This is a genomic window from Halovenus halobia, assembly GCF_051414135.1.
Classification (GTDB): Archaea; Halobacteriota; Halobacteria; order Halobacteriales; family Haloarculaceae; genus Halovenus; species Halovenus halobia.
In genome coordinates, this window is the sequence record NZ_JBLKOA010000001.1 from 1,049,273 (window position 1) to 1,067,562 (window position 18,290).

Annotated in this window: 20 protein-coding genes; 12 read left to right on the top strand and 8 right to left on the bottom strand. The window is 61.0% G+C overall.

Annotation, left to right across the window (positions count from 1 at the left end; translation table 11 throughout):
- The first annotated feature begins 293 nt into the window (after window positions 1–293).
- On the top strand, window positions 294–1,367 hold the full coding sequence (locus ACMGFM_RS05625; protein ID WP_436901462.1) for a tubulin/FtsZ family protein: 1,074 nt from the start codon (window positions 294–296) through the stop codon (window positions 1,365–1,367).
- A gap of 68 nt (window positions 1,368–1,435) precedes the next feature.
- Here ACMGFM_RS05625 and ACMGFM_RS05630 read toward each other — a convergent pair whose 3' ends face one another.
- Together ACMGFM_RS05630 and ACMGFM_RS05635 are read right to left on the bottom strand one after the other, a co-directional pair.
- A complete protein-coding gene (locus ACMGFM_RS05630; RefSeq protein WP_436901463.1) occupies window positions 1,436–1,714 on the bottom strand; it encodes a hypothetical protein in 279 nt (92 codons plus the stop codon).
- A gap of 458 nt (window positions 1,715–2,172) precedes the next feature.
- Window positions 2,173–3,519 carry an alkaline phosphatase family protein gene (locus tag ACMGFM_RS05635; RefSeq protein WP_436901464.1) on the bottom strand — a complete coding sequence of 449 codons (1,347 nt, stop codon included), beginning with the start codon at window positions 3,517–3,519 and terminating at the stop codon, window positions 2,173–2,175.
- A 453-nt stretch (window positions 3,520–3,972) separates the two neighbouring features.
- Here ACMGFM_RS05635 and ACMGFM_RS05640 point away from each other — a divergent pair, with 453 nt between their 5' ends.
- Window positions 3,973–4,176 (top strand): hypothetical protein, encoded by a 204-nt coding sequence (locus ACMGFM_RS05640; protein ID WP_436901465.1) that lies wholly within the window; start codon window positions 3,973–3,975, stop codon window positions 4,174–4,176.
- 295 nt (window positions 4,177–4,471) lie between these two features.
- Here ACMGFM_RS05640 and ACMGFM_RS05645 read toward each other — a convergent pair whose 3' ends face one another.
- Entirely contained in the window at window positions 4,472–5,188 is a 717-nt protein-coding gene (locus tag ACMGFM_RS05645; RefSeq protein ID WP_436901466.1) for an SDR family NAD(P)-dependent oxidoreductase, read from the bottom strand.
- A gap of 158 nt (window positions 5,189–5,346) precedes the next feature.
- On the opposite strand from ACMGFM_RS05645, the gene ACMGFM_RS05650 reads away from it, so the two are divergent.
- Together ACMGFM_RS05650 and ACMGFM_RS05655 are read left to right on the top strand one after the other, a co-directional pair.
- Window positions 5,347–6,255 carry a haloalkane dehalogenase gene (locus tag ACMGFM_RS05650; RefSeq protein ID WP_436901467.1) on the top strand — a complete coding sequence of 303 codons (909 nt, stop codon included), beginning with the start codon at window positions 5,347–5,349 and terminating at the stop codon, window positions 6,253–6,255.
- A gap of 49 nt (window positions 6,256–6,304) precedes the next feature.
- Window positions 6,305–7,357 carry a M42 family metallopeptidase gene (locus ACMGFM_RS05655; RefSeq protein ID WP_436901468.1) on the top strand — a complete coding sequence of 351 codons (1,053 nt, stop codon included), beginning with the start codon at window positions 6,305–6,307 and terminating at the stop codon, window positions 7,355–7,357.
- A 30-nt stretch (window positions 7,358–7,387) separates the two neighbouring features.
- Here the strand turns inward: ACMGFM_RS05655 and ACMGFM_RS05660 are convergent, their stop codons facing one another.
- The 3 genes from ACMGFM_RS05660 to ACMGFM_RS05670 form a co-directional block, all read right to left on the bottom strand.
- The gene (locus tag ACMGFM_RS05660; RefSeq protein ID WP_436901469.1) at window positions 7,388–8,545 is read right to left on the bottom strand and encodes a multicopper oxidase domain-containing protein; all 1,158 of its coding nucleotides are present in this window, start codon (window positions 8,543–8,545) and stop codon (window positions 7,388–7,390) included.
- A 96-nt stretch (window positions 8,546–8,641) separates the two neighbouring features.
- The gene (locus ACMGFM_RS05665; protein WP_436901470.1) at window positions 8,642–9,130 is read right to left on the bottom strand and encodes a cupin domain-containing protein; all 489 of its coding nucleotides are present in this window, start codon (window positions 9,128–9,130) and stop codon (window positions 8,642–8,644) included.
- Window positions 9,131–9,250: 120 nt separating this feature from the next.
- Window positions 9,251–9,784: an inorganic diphosphatase gene (locus ACMGFM_RS05670; protein WP_436901471.1), complete on the bottom strand. Its 534-nt coding sequence runs from the start codon at window positions 9,782–9,784 to the stop codon at window positions 9,251–9,253.
- Window positions 9,785–10,001: 217 nt separating this feature from the next.
- On the opposite strand from ACMGFM_RS05670, the gene ACMGFM_RS05675 reads away from it, so the two are divergent.
- The gene (locus ACMGFM_RS05675; RefSeq protein ID WP_436901472.1) at window positions 10,002–10,361 is read left to right on the top strand and encodes a PadR family transcriptional regulator; all 360 of its coding nucleotides are present in this window, start codon (window positions 10,002–10,004) and stop codon (window positions 10,359–10,361) included.
- Here ACMGFM_RS05675 and ACMGFM_RS05680 read toward each other — a convergent pair.
- Together ACMGFM_RS05680 and rnhA are read right to left on the bottom strand one after the other, a co-directional pair.
- Window positions 10,345–10,920 (bottom strand): DUF7108 domain-containing protein, encoded by a 576-nt coding sequence (locus ACMGFM_RS05680; RefSeq protein ID WP_436901473.1) that lies wholly within the window; start codon window positions 10,918–10,920, stop codon window positions 10,345–10,347. The two genes, ACMGFM_RS05675 and ACMGFM_RS05680, sit on opposite strands and share 17 nt — an antisense overlap.
- Window positions 10,913–11,509 (bottom strand): ribonuclease HI, encoded by a 597-nt coding sequence (gene rnhA / locus ACMGFM_RS05685; protein ID WP_436901474.1) that lies wholly within the window; start codon window positions 11,507–11,509, stop codon window positions 10,913–10,915. Before rnhA ends, ACMGFM_RS05680 begins: the two co-directional genes overlap by 8 nt.
- 161 nt (window positions 11,510–11,670) lie before the next feature.
- Here rnhA and ACMGFM_RS05690 point away from each other — a divergent pair, with 161 nt between their 5' ends.
- The 7 genes from ACMGFM_RS05690 to ACMGFM_RS05720 all read left to right on the top strand — a co-directional run bounded on the left by ACMGFM_RS05690 (window position 11,671) and on the right by ACMGFM_RS05720 (window position 18,076).
- A complete protein-coding gene (locus ACMGFM_RS05690) occupies window positions 11,671–12,636 on the top strand; it encodes a transcription initiation factor IIB (RefSeq protein ID WP_436901475.1) in 966 nt (321 codons plus the stop codon).
- 157 nt (window positions 12,637–12,793) lie between these two features.
- Window positions 12,794–14,050: a DNA repair protein NreA gene (nreA, locus tag ACMGFM_RS05695; RefSeq protein ID WP_436901476.1), complete on the top strand. Its 1,257-nt coding sequence runs from the start codon at window positions 12,794–12,796 to the stop codon at window positions 14,048–14,050.
- A gap of 57 nt (window positions 14,051–14,107) precedes the next feature.
- Window positions 14,108–15,103, top strand: a complete 996-nt coding sequence (gene cofD / locus ACMGFM_RS05700; RefSeq protein WP_436901477.1) for a 2-phospho-L-lactate transferase — start codon at window positions 14,108–14,110, stop codon at window positions 15,101–15,103.
- Window positions 15,100–15,855: a tRNA-dihydrouridine synthase gene (locus ACMGFM_RS05705; RefSeq protein ID WP_436901478.1), complete on the top strand. Its 756-nt coding sequence runs from the start codon at window positions 15,100–15,102 to the stop codon at window positions 15,853–15,855. Before cofD ends, ACMGFM_RS05705 begins: the two co-directional genes overlap by 4 nt.
- Window positions 15,852–16,709 (top strand): triphosphoribosyl-dephospho-CoA synthase, encoded by an 858-nt coding sequence (locus ACMGFM_RS05710; RefSeq protein WP_436901479.1) that lies wholly within the window; start codon window positions 15,852–15,854, stop codon window positions 16,707–16,709. Before ACMGFM_RS05705 ends, ACMGFM_RS05710 begins: the two co-directional genes overlap by 4 nt.
- Before the next feature lies 1 nt (window position 16,710).
- A complete protein-coding gene (locus ACMGFM_RS05715; RefSeq protein ID WP_436901480.1) occupies window positions 16,711–17,280 on the top strand; it encodes a DUF447 domain-containing protein in 570 nt (189 codons plus the stop codon).
- A gap of 31 nt (window positions 17,281–17,311) precedes the next feature.
- Complete coding sequence (locus tag ACMGFM_RS05720; protein WP_436901481.1) at window positions 17,312–18,076, top strand: Nif3-like dinuclear metal center hexameric protein; 765 nt, start codon at window positions 17,312–17,314, stop codon at window positions 18,074–18,076.
- Window positions 18,077–18,290 lie beyond the last annotated feature (214 nt).

An 18,290-nucleotide genomic window follows, 5' to 3' on the forward strand; every position in this document is an offset into this window, starting at 1 on the left:
GCGCTCCCTCCGGTCACGTGCTTACGTCGTCGGGGTTCGCCGAGAGTGTCGCCCCTTTCATTCCCACCCGCGGTGGCCCGTGTCACAAGCCATAGGGTGGGGCTAAAAGGGGCCGGTCGCTTGGTCCGTCCCGGCCGAAGCAAGCACCTGCTGGAGCGCAGCGAGGCCCGGACGGTCAAGCGACCGGGGGCTTTCTGGTTCTTCGCGGTTACGTCTCTACCAAACGCAACCCCATCTCATACCCAGAATCGTTGACCCAATGATTATTAGCCGGCCTGCCGAGAGTGTGTAGTATGAAAGTCGTCCTGATCGGTGTCGGGCAGGCCGGCGGGAAGGTAACGCAGGTGCTCGCTGAATTCGACCACGAGATGGGATTCGGCGCCATCCGCGGTGCTTTCGCGGTCAACACGGCAGAAGCGGATCTGCAATCGCTCGATATCGATACGATGCTGATCGGACAGGACCGAGTGAAGGGCCACGGTGTCGGTGGGGACAACGAACTCGGCGCAGAGATTATGCAAGAGGAAGCAACCGAGGTGATGGACGAACTCGACGCGCGAATCGCGACCGACGCCGAAGCTGTGATGATCGTCGCGGGTCTCGGCGGGGGGACCGGCAGTGGCGGTGCGCCCGCTCTCGCCAAGGAACTCAATCGCGTCTACGATGTCCCAATCTACACGCTAGGGATTCTCCCCGGACGCAACGAGGGGTCGCTGTACCAGGCCAACGCCGGGCGCTCGCTGAAAACTATCGTCAGAGAATCTGATTCCGCCCTGCTGATCGACAACGACGCCTGGCGGACCAGCGACGAGACTGTCCAGGAAGGGTTCGAGAACATCAACCAACAGATTGCCCAGCGCGTGGGTCTGCTGCTCGCCTCCGGTGAGGTTGTCGAGGGTGTCGGCGAGAGCGTCGTCGACTCCTCGGAGATCATCAATACGCTCAAAAACGGTGGCATCGCCAGCCTTGGCTACGCCAGTGCCGAGGCGTCTGCAGAGGCGGGTGAGAACGTCAACACCATCACGAGCCTTACCCGCAACTCACTGCTGACGGGAATGAGTCTCCCCAACGCTGTCGACGCCGAGGCTGCGCTGCTGGTGATTGCCGGCCAGCCAGACCGAATCTCGCGGAAAGGTGTCGAGCGTGCACGCAGCTGGATCGAAGAGGAAACTGGCTCGCTGCAGGTTCGGGGCGGTGACTTCCCACTGGAGAGCGACCGACTCGCTGCGCTCGTCTTGCTCGGTGGGGTCGAGCGGTCCCAGCGAATTCAGGAGTTCATGGACCGCGCACGCGAAGCCAACGAAGAAGCCGAAAACCGCGACCCGACCGAACAGTTCGATAACGACGACCTCGACGACCTGTTCTAAGTCTCTGGTTCTGCTGAACTCCGTAGAATTTGCTACGGAGGGCGTGCAAGATACAGCGAATGTCGTCATCACCCACTTGGCCGCCTGAAGGTGTAGTTTACCCTATCTGCGTCAACTGTGAGGGTGCCGGCGTCGTGATCCACGATAACCGCAACGGTGTCATCGTGCGTGAAATCGTGCAATGGCATCCCGGCCTGGAGCGTCCCGTCGCGCGACAATTCGACACGTGCAGAGCCGAAGTCGATGTGAATCCGATCATCAGTCGCCGTTACATCACCCGCACGACCGAATCGACGTAGTTCGTCAATCAGTGTCTCCCACTCGGTGAGTTGCACTCGTGGTGTCATCCCTCATTCAATCGTGATGCCGCGCTCAGGAAAGTCTTGATACGAAATCTCGGCCACCGAGAACTACGAACGATCCACCAACTGGGAAAAACTCGTGCAATCTGTAGAGCGTGAACGTGGCACTACACCACCCCCCAGATTCGGGTGTGAGTAGGTCTATCTGTCTACAACTGCGTAATATAGTATGGCACATCAACCTGAGAGCATAACTCGGTATATTTGTGAGAACTGTCAAACAATCCACGCTGGAACGCCGTTCCGTGTCTCCGTAGGAAAGCACCGATTCGAACCTCCCGACTCGTGTGGGATGTGCGGTGAAACCGGATTCATCAAAACAGGAGACTGGATACGGCATCACGAGTAAGACCGCGAACTGATTGCCCACCTCTGCAAGACTCGCGCCCTGTATTCAGCACACCTCCAAAAAAATCCCAACTCGAAAATATCGACAGCGTCGATTATTTGACCAGCGTGGCGCCGTCGAAGGTGCCGCGGTCGTAGTCCATCTCCAGGAGCGAGAGAATCGTCGGCGTGATGTCGTAGAGGTCGGCGTCGTCGATGCGAGCGTCCGGCTCGTCGATGTACAGGCAGGCGTTGTCGAAGCTGTGCATTCCGTTTCGTGGGCCGCTCCCGAACACGTCGCCGTCGCCACCGAATCCGGCCTTCAGGTCGAAGCCGTGGTTCGGGATGGCGACTAGGTCAGGCGCAATATCGTCGTGGTCGCCCCGGAAAGCGTCCTCTTTCGTCTCGACGCGCTCGACGACCGGTTCGCCGTCCGGGCCGGTCAGCGACTCGATAGCCTCCTTCAGTTCGGCTCTGGTCTCCTGGTACTCCGACTCGGGCACGCTTCCGCGTGGCTCTCGGCCCTCCTTGTTGATGTAGAATCGGCCGGGAATCAGCGAGTACGCCCGTGTCTCGTCGGCAATATCGCCCAGTTCGTCGGCGTCGTCGTCTTCGTATTCGAGCCAGCCCTCCTGTTCGAGCCACTCGTTGAAGTGGACCTCGTAATCGAGGCTGGTGAAGCCGTGGTCCGACGCGATAACGAGCGTGACGTCGTCGGGCAACATCGCTCGAATCTTGCCAATATAGTCATCTACCTTCCGGTAGAAATCCATGAACTTGTCGTAGTTCTCGCCGTCTTCCTCGTAGTCTTTGAACAGGAAGTGGTTGACTCGGTCAGTAGTCATAAAGACGCCAAAGAACAGGTCCCAGTCGTCCTGCGTGAGGTACTGCTCGAAGGCCTCGAAGCGCTTGTCAAGCGTCTCGTGAGCGTCCTCCATGAACTCAGTTTTGTCCTCGTCGTGACCGAGTTTTGCGTTGACGTCGATACGGTAGCCGATGCTCTCCAAGTTCTCTCGGAGCTCGTCGGGGTAGGCAGCCTTATCGACGCCGGGGGAGAGAAAGCCGGACACCTGTCGCTGGATTTCGCGGTCCGGTGGGAAGGTGACGGGGACGTTCATCACGGTCGCCTCTCGGCCCGCGTCGTCGACCCGCGACCAGAGTCGTTTGGCCTGTACGTCACGGCCCATCGGGACGTAGGTCTCGTAAGAGCCAACCTCGCGGTCCTGGAAGCCGTAGACACCGGTTTCACCGGGGTTCATTCCTGTCGTCAGCGCTGGCCAGCAAGCGCTCGACTCTGGCGGAACGATACTGTCGATTGCCCCTGCAGTGCCCTCGGATTCGATAGCGGCGAAGTTCTCGAACTCCTCAGGGTGGTCGGCGAGCAAACTATACGGCACACCGTCGATACCGATGAAGGCGACCCGTGGACCACCATCGCCACGGATCCGGTCGAACAATCCCATATCACCGCTACTGGTGTATCGCACAAGAAGCTTCTTCTTCTCTGCATGCGCCTGTTCGCCGCCAGCGACTCCCTGCTCCCGTCGGCGGAAGCAGTAATATCTGTCACTCCCGCTCGGTTGACTCCGACCTCTCCTCGTTGGTCGACTGCTGGTCGTCGGACTCGAAGTTCGCCGGGACGACGGTCGGGTGGTCGAAACCAAGGGGCTGGTTGCGTGCTGCCATCACACTCTCCGGTAGGTCCTGTATACTCAAATAATTACCCATGCTCATAACTAATCGGCAACTGTTGCCGTCATGAGCGACGGGAATACTGCGGCCGTGAGTGTGGGTGCCCCTGACTGTGTGTCTGTCCCATGGGGCTGTGTGGTAGTCGCTGTATATGGCTGTGTCAGCGTTCCACAGAGTGGAGAAACAAGAACACCCTTTTATACGATCAGTTGGAAGTTTTCAATATGTCAGAACGAACCTTCGTATGCCTTGACTGTGGGGCCCGCACCGAGAGTTTTCTCGAACCCTGCCCCGAGTGCGGGTCGACGCAGTTCGAGAGCACGACCGACTACGACGACGACGACGAACAAGAAGAGGAACCACTCACCGACGAACTCGCCAAGCTCACCCGACCGGTGAATCCAATCGCACCCGCCGCGGGCGACTAACGCCCGACTGTCGACCTGTTTTCGGTACCGACTGTTCAGTGCTCTTTTACGAACCTTATATTCCTAGCGCAGAAGCTTTTTTAGTTATATTCAATATAGTTGGACATATGGCTGAACGCAAGCTGGTGTGTTTGTCGTGTAACTCGAAATCAGATGGCTTCTTGACTGAATGTTCAAATTGCGGGGCCAAAGAGTACAAGAGCGTGACAACTGTGTCGGAGCCAACGCCAGAGGACGAAAAATTCGAATCTCGGCTCGCGCGGTTTAGTCGACCGGTTAACCCACTGGTCCCGGCTTAGAAGAGTCGTCGCTTCAGTAGGTCTGGCAGCAGCGTCAATGCCAGCGCGACAAGCCGCCAGCGTTTCGTCACGAACTGCTGTCGTTTCTTCTCCGCAATCGCTTCGTGGATGAGCTCCGCCGCCGTCTCGGGCGAGCACATCCAGAACTCTCCGCCCGCGAGGTCAGTGTCGACGAATCCTGGCTCAACCGTAGTAACCGTGATGTCGGCGTCCAGGTGTCGCGCCTTGTACCGGAGGCCGTCGAGGTAGTTCGAGACATAGGCCTTCGAGGCGTAGTACGACGGAATACGACTACTGCCCACGTAGGAGGCAACTGACGAGACGCCGACTAACTGGCCGTGGCCCTGTTCTTCGAAGAAGTTCATCGCTGCGACGGACATCGCCGTGAATCCGCGTACGTTCACGTCGATGGTGTCCCGCTCCGGTTTCCAGTCGAGGTCGATATTCTCTGGGCCGACGCCAGCGTTGACAACAACGACGTCGACAGTTCCCATTTCGGCCGTCAGGTCGGTGAATGTCTCTCTGGCTGTTTCCGTATCGGCAATATCCATCTCTGCGACGTAGGACCGTGTGGGGAGCGCCTCGGCAATCGTTTCCAGTTTGTCGACTGACCGGGCTGTCAGCCCAACCTCGTATCCCTCCGCCGCCAGCTTTCGTGCCAGTGCCTCACCGATCCCCGAGGACGCACCGATTACTATCGCTCGCTCTGTCATTGTGGGCGCTTCGGACGGTCACCGTTTCACTCTTTTTGTCCCGTCGCTATCGTTTGCATGATAGTCAGTGTTTTCGCTTCCGGCTCTCAGGCTTTCCTGCGGTAATTCATTTCTCGATTCCCCGAACAATTTTAACTCGCCGCTGTGACAGGCTGTCTATGAGCTACGTAACCACTCCCGAGGAGCGATTCGAGGACGTACCGAACTTCGACTACCCATACGAGCGTGTGCCTGTGACTGATGACGGCGCGGAGATGGCGTACGTCGATGTCGAACCAACGAGTGACGACGCCGACGAAACGTTCCTGCTGATGCACGGCGAGCCATCGTGGAGCTTCCTCTACCGAAAACTCATCCCGACGCTCTCCGAGCACGGCCGCGTCATCGTGCCGGACTTGCTCGGCCTCGGCCGCTCGGACAAGTACACTGACACCGACGACTACAGCTTCGACCTGCACTACGACTCCTTCGAGACACTGCTGTTCGACGAGTTGGACCTCGAAGAGATAACCCTCGTCTGCCAGGACTGGGGCGGTATCCTCGGGCTGGCACTCGCGGGGCACAACCCCGAGCGCTTCGCTCGACTCGTCCCGATGAACACCGGCGTTCCCGACGGGACCCAGCAGATGAGCGACGATTGGCACCAGTTTGCCGACTTTGTGGATGACGTCGACGAACTCCCGATTGGCATGCTCATCCAGAACGCGACTGCGACCGACCTGCCCGACGAGGTGGTCGCTGCCTACGAAGCGCCGTTCCACACCGAGGAGTCCAAGGCCTGCGCACGGATTCTCCCGCGACTGATTCCAACGTCGCCCGATGACCCCGGCGCTGACCTGATGGCCGCCGCCAAGGAACGACTCTCAGAGTGGGAGAAACCCGCCTTCGTCCTCTTCTCTGATTCGGACCCGATTACCGGCAACGCACGCGACCCGATGCGCGAACTGTTCCCCACCGCGAGCGAGCAGCCCGACATCTGGATCGAAGGTGCGATGCACTTCCTGCAAGAAGACGCTGGCGAGGAGATCGCCGAGGAGGTTGTCAAGTTCGTCGAACGGACCTCTTGAGGTTGCCGTTTCGCACACGTTCTTGACGCTCCCGCGAGTAGCGCCGAGTATGTCACCGTCGTTCGACACTGACCTACTTACTGAACTGACAGAAACCAGCGGCGTCCCCGGCTACGAGGACCGCATCCGTGACGTTGTCCGCCGCGAACTCGAACCTGAGGTCGACGAACTCCGAACCGACAACATGGGCAACGTCGTCGGCACTATCGAAGGGAGTTCCGACACTGACGTTGTCGTCGCCGCGCACATGGACGAAATCGGCTTCATGGTCCGCCATGTCACCGAGGACGGTTTCGTACAGGTCGACGCACTCGGTGGCTGGGACGCCCGCGTTCTCAAAGCCCAGCGCGTCACGGTCCACACCGACGACGGCGACCTGACAGGGCTCATCGGCTCGCCGCCGCCACACACGCTCGACGAGGAGCAACTGGCCGCCGACCCGGAGGTTGGGGATGTCCACATCGACCTTGGCCTCGACGGCGAGACTGCACAGGAGCGAGTCTCCCGTGGCGACCTCGTGACGCTCGAACAGACGACCGAACTCGTCGGCGACACGGTGACGGGCAAGGCGCTCGACGACCGGATTTGCCTGTTCAGCATCATCGAGGCGGCCCGCCGAGTTGACGACCCGGACGTGACGATTCACTTCGCCGCCACGGTGCAAGAAGAGGTCGGCATCCGCGGCGCGCAGGCGCTTGGCTTCGACCTCGACCCGGACCTCGCCATCGCACTAGACGTGACCGTGGCCAACGATGTGCCCGGCTTCGAGCCCGGTGACCACGTCACCGAACTCGGCGAGGGAACGGCAATCAAGCTCAAAGACTCCAGTGTCATCACCAGTCCGAAGGTCAACAACCGACTGGAAAGCGTTGCCGAGGCTGAAGAGATCGAGTACCAACTCGAAGTCCTGCCAGCCGGCGGCACCGACACAGCAGGCTTCCAGCGCTTTGGCGGCGCAACGCCGGTCGGTGCCATTTCGATTCCGACGCGATATCTTCACACCGTCACCGAGAGCGCTCACGTCGAGGATGTCGAGGCGACTATCGACTTGCTTGCGGCGTTTCTCGAAGACGAAGTTGGCGGCGAGGATTACACACTGTGAGCAACACCAGACGGGAAAGAGAGGGCGGAATCAGCCCTCGTAGCCGGCGTACTCCATCAGGTCGGCGAAGATATCGGTATCCATGACGCTCTCGTAGACGATGCCGCCGAGCATGCCGCCGGGGTAGGTCTGGCCGTTCATGACGTGGTTGACCTTGTGACAGTGCATCAGGTAGATTCCGGGGTCGACCGTCGCGTCGAACTCGAGGGTGTGTCGCTGTCCGGGTGCGATGTTCGTCACATCCTGTTCGTGGACGGCAGCGTTGGGAATCTGTGCACCGTCTTCCTCGACGACCCGGAAGCGGTGGTTGTGGATGTGCATCGGATGGCTCATGTAGCCCGCATTGACCATGTGAACCCGGACGGTATCGCCCTGTTGGACGATAATCGGCGAGCCCTGCTCTGGGTGGAGCGTCCGGGGAGCAGATTTGCCGTTAATCGTGAAGATGTCTGGCTGGCGGTTTCGCGGGTCGTAGCTAACATCCTCGCCGGCGAACTGTCGGGGGAGCCGGGAGTCCCAGTCCCGCAGCGTCATGAAGTACTCCTTGTCTGCCGGTTCGTACCCTTTCGGGTCGACCCGCAGGATTCCGTACATCCCCATCTCCATGTGGCGGTGGGTCTGGTAGTGACAGTGATACAGGTGCGTTCCGGGCACGTTGGCTGGGATTTCGTAGGTGTGTTTCTCGCCGGGTTGGACCGTGATTCCGGTCGTGGTCGGCACGCCGTCGTTTTTCCACGTCTTGGTCACTCCGTGGAAGTGAATCGTGTGCGGCATCTGGCCCTCGGTGAGGTCGAGGGTGACCTCCATGTCCTCGCCCTCGGTCGTCCGCAGGATTGGCCCGGGGACACTTGGCGGGCCGTCGTCGGCGCTGAACGCCCAGACCTGGGGGAGTTCGACGGGACCGCCCATCGTCTCCAGTGGATGGACGTCGTGTCTGGCTGGCTGGGACTGAATCGTGACCTGATTGCCCTGCTCGTCGACGTTGACGACCTCTGGGGGGCTGGTCGTCGGGAGGTCTTGGGCCGGTGACCCGTTGTTTTGGGTCCGTGGCTGGTTGGTCTCGGCGGGGGTACTGCTGTCTCCGAGTGACGTACAGCCTGCAAGTCCGAGAATACTAGCAGTGCCGGTCGCTTTCACAAAATCACGTCGCGACAAACCGTCGCCGGGGGCGCCAATTGGGTTCGACATTACGATTGGCGCTACTTGCCGGTCGGATAAAGGACACTCTCACGTTGCAACTCGGTGGGATGGGTTCTACACTTCTGGGAACGTTCTCGCCCTGTCTCACATCGCGAAGACGTTCCCACACTCGGTACAGGTGAACTCGAAGCGGCCCTCGTCGTTGATGGATGTCCCGTGTGGGAGCTCTTCTTCACACTCCTGGCAGACAATCATCGATTCGAGTTCTTCCCAGTCGTGTTGTGAGGTGGGTGCGCCCAGTGCCCAGCCGACAACCTCGTTGTCCTCCGCTTCTTTGGCATAGCCAGTCTGGAATTCGCCGGGCTCGAAGCGAATGACCTCCCCCTCGTCGACGGTCACTTCCTCGCGGTCTTTCCCAACCTCGAAGATAGCTGTCCCTGATTCGACGTAGAAGACCTCTTCTTGGTCGTGGTGTGTGTGCAGGCCGCCAGAGAAAGAGTCCCCCGGGCCGAGTTCGAAGTAGTTCATCGCGAAGTGCTCGGTACCCAGCGCGTCCGACACCGGACGGCGGATATCGTGGACCTGCAGTGGATTAACCTCGTTACGCACGTCGTCGATTGTGACTTTCTCCATACCGGCTCCTCTAAGCGAATCGAGTTAATGGTGTCGGCTCTTAGGTGCAGAATTGTTAACGATTCCTCTCTTTTCGTCTGTTCTGTCCTACGTTGGAAATACTGGCGCCCAGCCGTGGGGTTAGCCGAAGTGTTCTTCGTAGAGGTCCTGTGCGTGTTCGATAGCGTCCATCGCGGCCTGTTTGTCTTCCCAGCCCTGTGTCTCGACTTCTTTGCCTTCTTCGAGGTTCTTGTACGTCTTGAAGAACTCGTCAATCTCGTCGAGCGTCTGCTGTGGAATGTCTTCCAGGTCCTGGATGTGGTCGTAGCGCGGGTCCTCGATTGGCACCGCGATGACCTTGTCGTCCTGCTCGCCGTCGTCGTCCATCTTCATCATCGCGACCGGACGGGCCTCGATGACGCAGCCAGGGAACGTCTGGTCCTCGACGAGCACGAGCACGTCGAAGGGGTCCTCGTCGTCGTAGTACGACTGCGGGATGAAGCCGTAGTCGCTCGGATAGTGGACGTTCGAGTGCAGCACGCGGTCCAGCATCACGCCCGGAATATCTTTGTCGTATTCGTACTTGTTGCGCTCGCCTTTGAGACATTCAACGACTGCGTAGATCTCTTCTGGCGGGTTCGGTCCGGTTTCTAGGTCTTCCCAGAGATTTGCCATCATTATCGTATCTGATTTTTTGGCCAAAAACTACTTTCGGTCTATCTCCCTACCGTCGCAGTAGGCACAGCGTTCGGGTCAGCGCTCTCCCCCGAGAGGAACATGTACGATTCCGGGTAGTTACACCGGTGTAACCGCCTCCCGTATGTCGGTTTTCTCGTGACAACGATAATAGGAATTAACAAGCGTTAAGTAGATAGATGACATTCAATCAAGTATGTCAGAGGCACAAGCAGTTCCTGACACGCCAGGTATCGCACGCGAACTCACGGCATTCCAGCAGAACATCCTGACGATTCTCGCCGAAGAACCACGGTACGGTCTTGCGATTAAGCGGGAGCTGGAAACCTACTACGACTCGGAAGTAAACCACGGTCGACTCTACCCGAACCTCGACGAACTCGTCGACATGGACCTCGTCGAAAAGAGTGAACTCGACAAACGAACGAACCAGTACGCACTGACTGACGACGGCTATCAGGCTGTCCTCGACCAGCTCGACTGGACGTTCGGCAAGATCATCACCAACGAAGACCGCAAGGCAGACGTCGAATCGCTCGTCAGCGACGCTGAATAACGTCCTCGACGAGCGCGACCGACTCTTCGACGACCGCTTTCTGGTCGTCGGTCGGCCACACATTTCTCGGATAATACTCTTCCAGAAACTCCGCGAGCTCCGCCTCTGTAGCCTGCTCGATGGGCTTCGCGTAGTGGTTACTCATGAACTCGGCGAGCGCCTGCGCGTTGGCAGCGTGGGTGCTGTCGTACTCTGCTTCGACATCCTCGACGATGGCCTCGTTGTGCTCGCGTACTTCCTCCCAATCGTCGGGGTCGCCCGCCCCGGAGAGTGGCCGCTCGACGCCGCGGTCGATGTCGTCGATCCGCTCTGGATAGACAGTGCCATCCTCGACCCACTCCTCGGGGTGGACCACGAGTGTGTCGTCTTCATCTCGAATCCGGGCGATGTAGTCGTGGTCGGCGAGCAGGTCCGCGCGCGCCTCGCGGTAGGCGGCGGCTTCGTCTTCGTCGATTGCGTCTCGGGCCAGTCGCGTCAGTCGCTCGGCTTCGTCGACAACCCCATCTGGGAGGGGGTAGTCGTCGCTCTCAGTCTCAGACTCGTCGGTGTGTTTAGCCATCCTCGAACGCCTCGTTTGCCAGTTTGTCGGCTCGCTCGTTTATGTCTCGCGGTACGTGCGAAATCGACCACTCCGAAAACGCTGTCAACAGCTCTCGCACCCGGACGCGGTACTCCCGCAGGTCGGGGTCATTGGTATCGTACTCGCCGCGGACCTGCTTGACGATGAGTTCGGAGTCGCCGCGAATCTCGACCTCCTCGAAGTCGTACTCGGCGGCCAGTTCTAACCCCTTGAGCAGTGCTTCGTACTCGGCGGCATTGTTGGTCATTCGTCCGACCCGCTCGCCGCCCTCGGTCACGATGCCGCCGTCAGTGACGATGACCCATCCGACTGCGGCCTCGCCGGGATTCCCTCGGCAGGCCCCATCGAAGTAGACGTGCGCGCGCCCGCCGCTGCTCCCTTCGAGTAGCGCCTGTAGTCGCCCCGGATTCCCGCCCTGAATGACGACCTTGTTGTCGTAGGCGACCGCTGTCGCGCCTTCGTAGCTTGCGCGCCAGCGCTCGTGGTCCGTATTCCCCGCAGATACGTCGACACCCGCGGATTCCAGTCGGTCGCGGGCCTGCTCGACATCGCAGTTCAGTACTGGCATCTACCAGCAATCGAGGTCCCAACGGGATTATCCGTTTCGGGTTGGCGAACAGACCCGGAACAATTCACCGGTTTATTCTGTGTTTCAATTCCGACCGAGGGATAACCACAAAATACTTGCCAAGGGTTTAAGTGCGTGTATCTTACTACTATAAAAATGCGATGACACGGTCTAGCCGCCAGCGGGAGCGCGAGCGCGAGTCTACAAGTAACAAAGAACAGGAGGAGGGGGTCCGCGAGTGTTCGGAGTGTGGGTCAGACAGCCTGATCAAAAGCTCCGACCGGGGCGAACTCATCTGTGACGACTGCGGTCTGGTCGTCGAGGAGGGGAACATCGACCCTGGTCCGGAGTGGCGTGCGTTCAACCATCAGGAACGCCAGGAGAAGTCTCGTGTCGGTGCGCCGACGACACAGACGATGCACGACAAGGGGCTGACAACCACTATCGACTGGAAAGATAAGGACGCTTACGGGCGCTCGATCTCCTCCAAAAAGCGAAGCCAGATGCATCGGCTTCGCAAGTGGCAGGAGCGTATCCGGACGAAAGACGCGGGCGAGCGAAATCTGCAGTTCGCCCTGTCTGAGATCGACCGGATGGCAAGCGCACTGGGTGTGCCACGCTCGGTTCGGGAGGTTGCAAGTGTGATCTACCGACGGGCACTCAACGAAGACCTCATTCGGGGGCGTTCGATTGAAGGGGTCGCGACGAGTGCGCTGTACGCCGCCTGTCGAAAAGAGGGAATCCCACGGAGTCTCGAAGAGATTTCGGAGGTCTCCCGGGTCGAACGGAAAGAGATCGGCCGTACCTATCGGTACATCTCACAGGAACTCGGCCTGGAGATGGAGCCTGTCGACCCGAAAAAGTACGTTCCGCGCTTTTGCTCGGAACTCGAACTGTCGGAGGAAGTACAGACAAAGGCAAACGAAATCATCGAAACGACAGCCGAAAAGGGGCTGCTCTCGGGCAAATCCCCGACCGGCTACGCTGCGGCTGCAATCTACGCTGCGTCACTGCTCTGCAACGAGAAAAAGACACAGCGCGAGGTTGCGGACGTGGCACAGGTAACCGAAGTCACGATCCGCAACCGGTATCAGGAGCAGATCGAGGCAATGGGCATCCACAGCTAACGTTTTTATCCGATCGCCGGACCAGCGCGTCGTATGCGCTGAGTTGTGCTCCGGCGCGGTTTGCGGTTGTGTGACCCACCGCGTCGGGGGCCTTCGGGTCACCTGTTCGCAACCCTGACAGACACATTGATACCCACCTGTGCCCAACAGCCAGTCAATGCGTCTGGACGAGTTCATGGCGGATTTCGAGCGCGACGAGGCTGCCGAGCGACGGCGACTCGCCCGCGAGAAATCCTACGAAATCACTGACCATCTCGACGATGTCGAGCGTCAGTTCGAGAGCGTCGTCCAGGGCGACTCACTCTTTGGCTCGACCGCACCCGAAATCTTTGTCGGGCGGTCGAACTACCCCAACATCTCGACAGGCGTGCTCTCGCCGATGGACCGCGAGGCTGACGCCGCGGAGTTCGCCACCAGCGGCGAGTGGTACCAGCAGGGGCTGGGCGTCGAGGATGTACTCCAGCGCCGGACCGGACTGCTGAACTCCACGCACTCGACACGAGTGAACGTCGAAGATGTCTGGGACGGCTTCGTCGGCGTCCAGCGCGAGGTCGCAATCGCCGACAATCCCGTCGACGTGGAACTCGGTCTCGACGGCAATCCGGACCTCGACCTCTCGCTCGACGATATTTCGACACCGACAGGGCCGCGAGCACGCGCCACCGACGCGACGCTCGCCGAGAATCCCTCTGTGCCCCGCGCCGTCGAGAAGACACTCGAAGACGACGACTGGCAAGCCGACGGCGCGATGACCTACCTCTACCGCCGCGGGTTCGACGTGTACGACATCAACACGATTCTCTCGGCGGGCGCGCTGGGGCAGGGACAGAACCGCCGACTGGTTCCGACCCGGTGGTCGATTACTGCCGTCGACGACACAGTGGGCCAGTATCTGCGCGGGTCGATTCGCAACGCGCCGAGCATCGACGAGGTGCAGGTCTGGTACAACGAGTACATGGCAAACGACTACTGGATTATCCTCGCGCCGGGCAACTGGGAGTTCGAGTTGGTCGAACTGAAAGCGCCAGGCAGTATCTGGAATCCTGACGAGGGCGGGCAGTACTACATGGCTGCCGACAACGAGGGATACAGCGGCCGAGATAACTACGTCGACGAAACCTCCGGCGCATACTACGCCACCCGACTGGGTGTGCTCGAACATCTCGAAGAAATTGACCGTCAGGCGACCTGTCTGGTAATTCGTCACGCCAGCGACGCCTACTGGGCACCCGTCGGTGTCTGGCAGATTCGCGAGGGCATCCGCCACGCCTTCGAGGAGAGCCAGCCAGCGGTTGCGGAGACGTTCCACGGCGCAATCCACGGGCTGGCCGGCGAACTCCCGGTTTCGCTGGGTGACCTCCGGCGCAAGTCCAAACTCGTGTCCGGCGTCCAGTCACAGTTGACTGACTTCTGAGCCTTGGCCGGGGTCCGGTGTCGCAAGTTTTCTCACCCACAGGCACCAACCGACCGTATGGTTACGTTTCTCTCCGGCGGGACGGGAACGCCGAAACTCCTCGCTGGGGCCGGGGCAGAGTTCGCTCCTCGGGAGACGACAGTCGTCGCCAACACCGGCGACGATGTCGAACTCGGCGGCTTTCTCGTCTGTCCGGATCTGGACACCGTGCTCTTTCTCGGCGGCGACGAACTCGACCGCGAGACGTGGTGGGGGATTGCCGAGGACACTGCTGAAACCCACGGGCATCTGCAGGACATTGCGGCGGCCGCAGGACTACCCCCGGGACCGCGGTATCTCGACGACGCGGCACAGACGTCCGGCCGGGAGATTGCGCGCTGGCGGCGGTTCTCTGCGGTTGCGGAGTTCATGCACATCGGCGACCGTGACCGCGCGGTCCATCTCACCCGGACCGGACTGCTCGACGAAGGCCACACGCTGACTGCGGTGACAGAGACACTCGCGACGGCCTTCGACGTGCCGTGGCAACTGCTCCCGATGAGTGATGACCCGGTCGCGACGTTGATTCACACCCCGGACGGGATGATGCACTTTCAAGAGTTCTGGGTCGCTCGCAACGGCGAGCCGACAGTCGAGGCTGTCGAGTTTCGCGGTGCCGAGACAGCCACGGCGACCCCTGCCGTCCGTGAGGCACTCTCGGAGCCTGTTGTCCTCGGCCCCTCGAACCCAATCACGAGTATCGGCCCGATGCTCGCTGTCGACGGCGTCGCCGAAGCACTCGCGGAGACGCCCGTTGTCGCCGTCTCGCCGTTCATCGAGGACGAGGTATTCTCCGGGCCAGCGGCGAAACTCATGGAGGCGGACGGCTACGACCCCTCGACTGCTGGCGTCGCCGAGGCCTATCCCTTCGCCGACGCGTTCGTGCTGGACGAGGTCGACGGAACAGAACTCGATCAGCCAGTTGTCAGAACCGACACGACGCTCGATACCGAGGCCGACGCCGAACGAGTTGCCGGCGCAGTCCAGCAGGCACTGCGGGAGGTGACGGGATGACCGACGCAGTCTTCGACCCGCCGGTGGCGCTGGCGAGTCTCAGCGGCGAGGCCGACGCCGAGTGGGCCCGACAGGCGTCCGAGTACGCCGGTGCGGCGTTTCTCGGTGGGATTGCACTCGACGCTCCGACCAGAGCGGCAGCCCGCGAGCTGGTGGCACGCGACCGGACAGAGTTCCTCCCGGCAGACCCCATCGCGTTCATCGATGACCAACTGGCTGCCCTCGCGGATGTCCCGCTGGTTCCCGGCTTCAACGTTCGGACGACGAGCCACGACCCACTCGCGCGGGCTGGTCGGGTCTGTGCCGACCACGACGCCATCATCGAACTCAACGCCCACTGCCGACAGGACGAGATGTGTGCGGCCGGTGCTGGCGAATCGCTGCTCCGTGACTCCGCGCGGCTCTGTGCGCAGGTCGAGACGGCCGCCGAAACCGGTGCGGCGGTCAGCGTCAAACTCCGCACCGAGGTCGAGGGCGTTTCGCTCCCCGCACTGGCGGCTGACCTCGACGCTGCTGGCGCGGACTACCTGCACGTCGACGCGATGGATTCGGAGTCAGTCATCGCCGATGTTGTCGAGCAGACGACGGCAACGGTCATCGCGAACAACGAGGTCCGGGACCGCGAATCTGTGGTCGAATATCTCTCCTACGGTGCCGACGCGGTGAGTGTCGGGCGACCGAGCGATAATCCGGTGGTACTCGACCGCGTCACGTCGGCGGCAGAATCCTATCTCAGTGAGGTGTCGCCGTGAGGTCGATTGCCGACAACGCCCAGCTAGCGCTGCTGCTCGAAGTGTCGAGTACGCCCAAGCCCGGCAACGTCGACCGCGAACACGAGTACGAAGACCTCCGCTTCGAGCACTTCATCACCGGTGGCGTCGGCGCACGCCGCGGTCTCGAGCGGGCGGCGACTGGTGGCCCCGTTGGCGACGCCTTCGAGCAGGCTATCGCTGGGATGAGCGACCAGTCCGGCGGCAACACGCAATTCGGCGCGATTTTGCTCATGACGCCGCTTGCCGTCGCTGCTGCTCAAACCCACGGCGACGCCGACCTCCCGCGACCATTGACGCCCGAGAACACGAGCGAGGTTGTGGCAGAGACAACCGTTGACGACGCCGTTGGCTTCTACCGCGCGTTCGAGCACGTCGGCGTGGCTGTCGACGACCCGCCGGAGGACCTCGGCGCGCCGGACGTGCGCCACGGCGCTGACGCCGAACCGGCCCTCCGCAAGCGGGGATTGACGCTGGAAGACGTGATGGCCGAAAGCGCCGATGTCGATGGACTCGCGGCGGAGTACGTCAACGGCTTCGAGCGCACGTTTGCGATGGCAGAACGAATCAGTGACGGCACAGGTCCAGTTACCGACCGCGCCGCCAGCGCCTTTCTCGAAGCCCTCGCTGCTGAGATTGACACCTTCGTCGTGACCCAGCACGACCACGAGACCGCCGAAGAGGTGCGCCAGCGTGCACAGGCCGCCCTCGACGGAGCGGAAGACGTGTCCGACCTCGCCACCGAGTTCGTCGAGCGTGGTATCAACCCCGGAACGACAGCTGACCTCGTGGCTGGCGGTCTCTTTGTTGCCCTCGAGGGCGGGCTGGAGGTCTGAGATGACGGCGTGGCCTGTCGACCTCGCCGGCGTGACCGAAACGCTCGTCACGACACGCGGCCCGAACGACCGCTGGAACGTCGCTGCGCTGGGTGTGCATGAGCCTGAAGACGGGCCGCCGACAGCCCGCACGTGGGGACGGACCCGGACGTGGCGGAACTTCCGTGAACGAGGCGTGGGATACGTCCAGTTCACAACTGACCCGGTCCTCTTTGTCGACGCCGCGCTGTCGATTCACGAAGTGGCGGAGCCAGTGCTGGACAACGCCAGCGCGTGGGTCGAGGTTCATCCCGAACAGGTTGACAACGGCAGTGAGGGCGGGACTCAGTGGGTCGAGTGGGAACTTCGGGGGACTGACTCGGCCGTCGAGTCACGGGTTGTTCCAACGTTCTCACGGGGATACGCCGCAGTGGTCGAAGGGACCGTCGCTGCCTCTCGCCTCAATGTCGAGAGTTACGACAGCGGCCAACTGCGCGAGCGCATCGCGTACTTCGACGACGTGGTCGACCGCTGCGGAAGCGACCGAGACCGGAGCGCGTACGACCGGCTCCTGTCGGTCGTCGAGGAGTAACGCCTACGTGTCTGCCGGGCGAGTTCCCGGTATGCGCTGTCAGGAGCTTGCCGACCGTCTCAACGAGCGGCTGGATATCGCTGCGTACGCGAGTGCGGACGCGAGTGCGAACGGGCTACAGATCGGGCCTGCAGACCAGCAGGTCGACCGCGTCGCCTTCGCCGTCGACGGGGCTGTCGAAACCCTCGAGGCGGCTGCAGAACACGACGCTGACCTCCTTGTCGTTCACCACGGTATCTCGTGGGGGGGCATCGAGCGCGTCACGGACCGAGAGTACGACCGCGTCGCCACGGCCATCGACAACGACCTCGCGTTGTACGCCGCCCACCTGCCGCTGGATGGCCATCAGGAACTCGGCAATGCCGTAGGGATTGCCGACCTGCTCAGCCTCGGCGAGCGCGAACCTTTCGGAGCCTACGGTGGGGAGTACATCGGCCAGCGGGGACGGCTATCCGAGTCTACAGACCTCAGTACGCTCGTTGCAAACCTCGCTGGCGGGCTGGACGGCGACCACGAGGTACAAACTCTAGAGTTCGGCCCGGAGACGGTGCAAGACGTGGCTATCGTCACTGGCAGCGGCGTCGACTGGCTCGACGAAGCCATCGAGGCTGGCGCGGACGTTCTCATCACCGGGGAGGGCAAGCAGTCTGTGTACCACGAGGCCCGGGAGTCGGGACTCAACGTCGTGCTCGGTGGTCACTACGCCACGGAGACTTTCGGCGTGCGAGCGCTGGCGTCGCTGGTCGAGGACTGGGGGCTGGAGACGACGTTCATCGAGCACCCAACGGGGCTGTGAGGATGGATTCGGTTACTCAGCAGGGACTGTGAGGAACCGAAAGGGCCGTCGTTGTCGGAGGCTTCGCGCCGTGAACGCCCTCTTCTGGTTAGATCTGTGGAATCTTTCAATCTGTTATAGGTTTCAGTAGCCGTGCTGAATAGAAAGCGCGTATCTTGCACCACGGATTGGTCTGCTCAAGCGTACTGTGATCGATCAATGTAGAGGGGAAGGC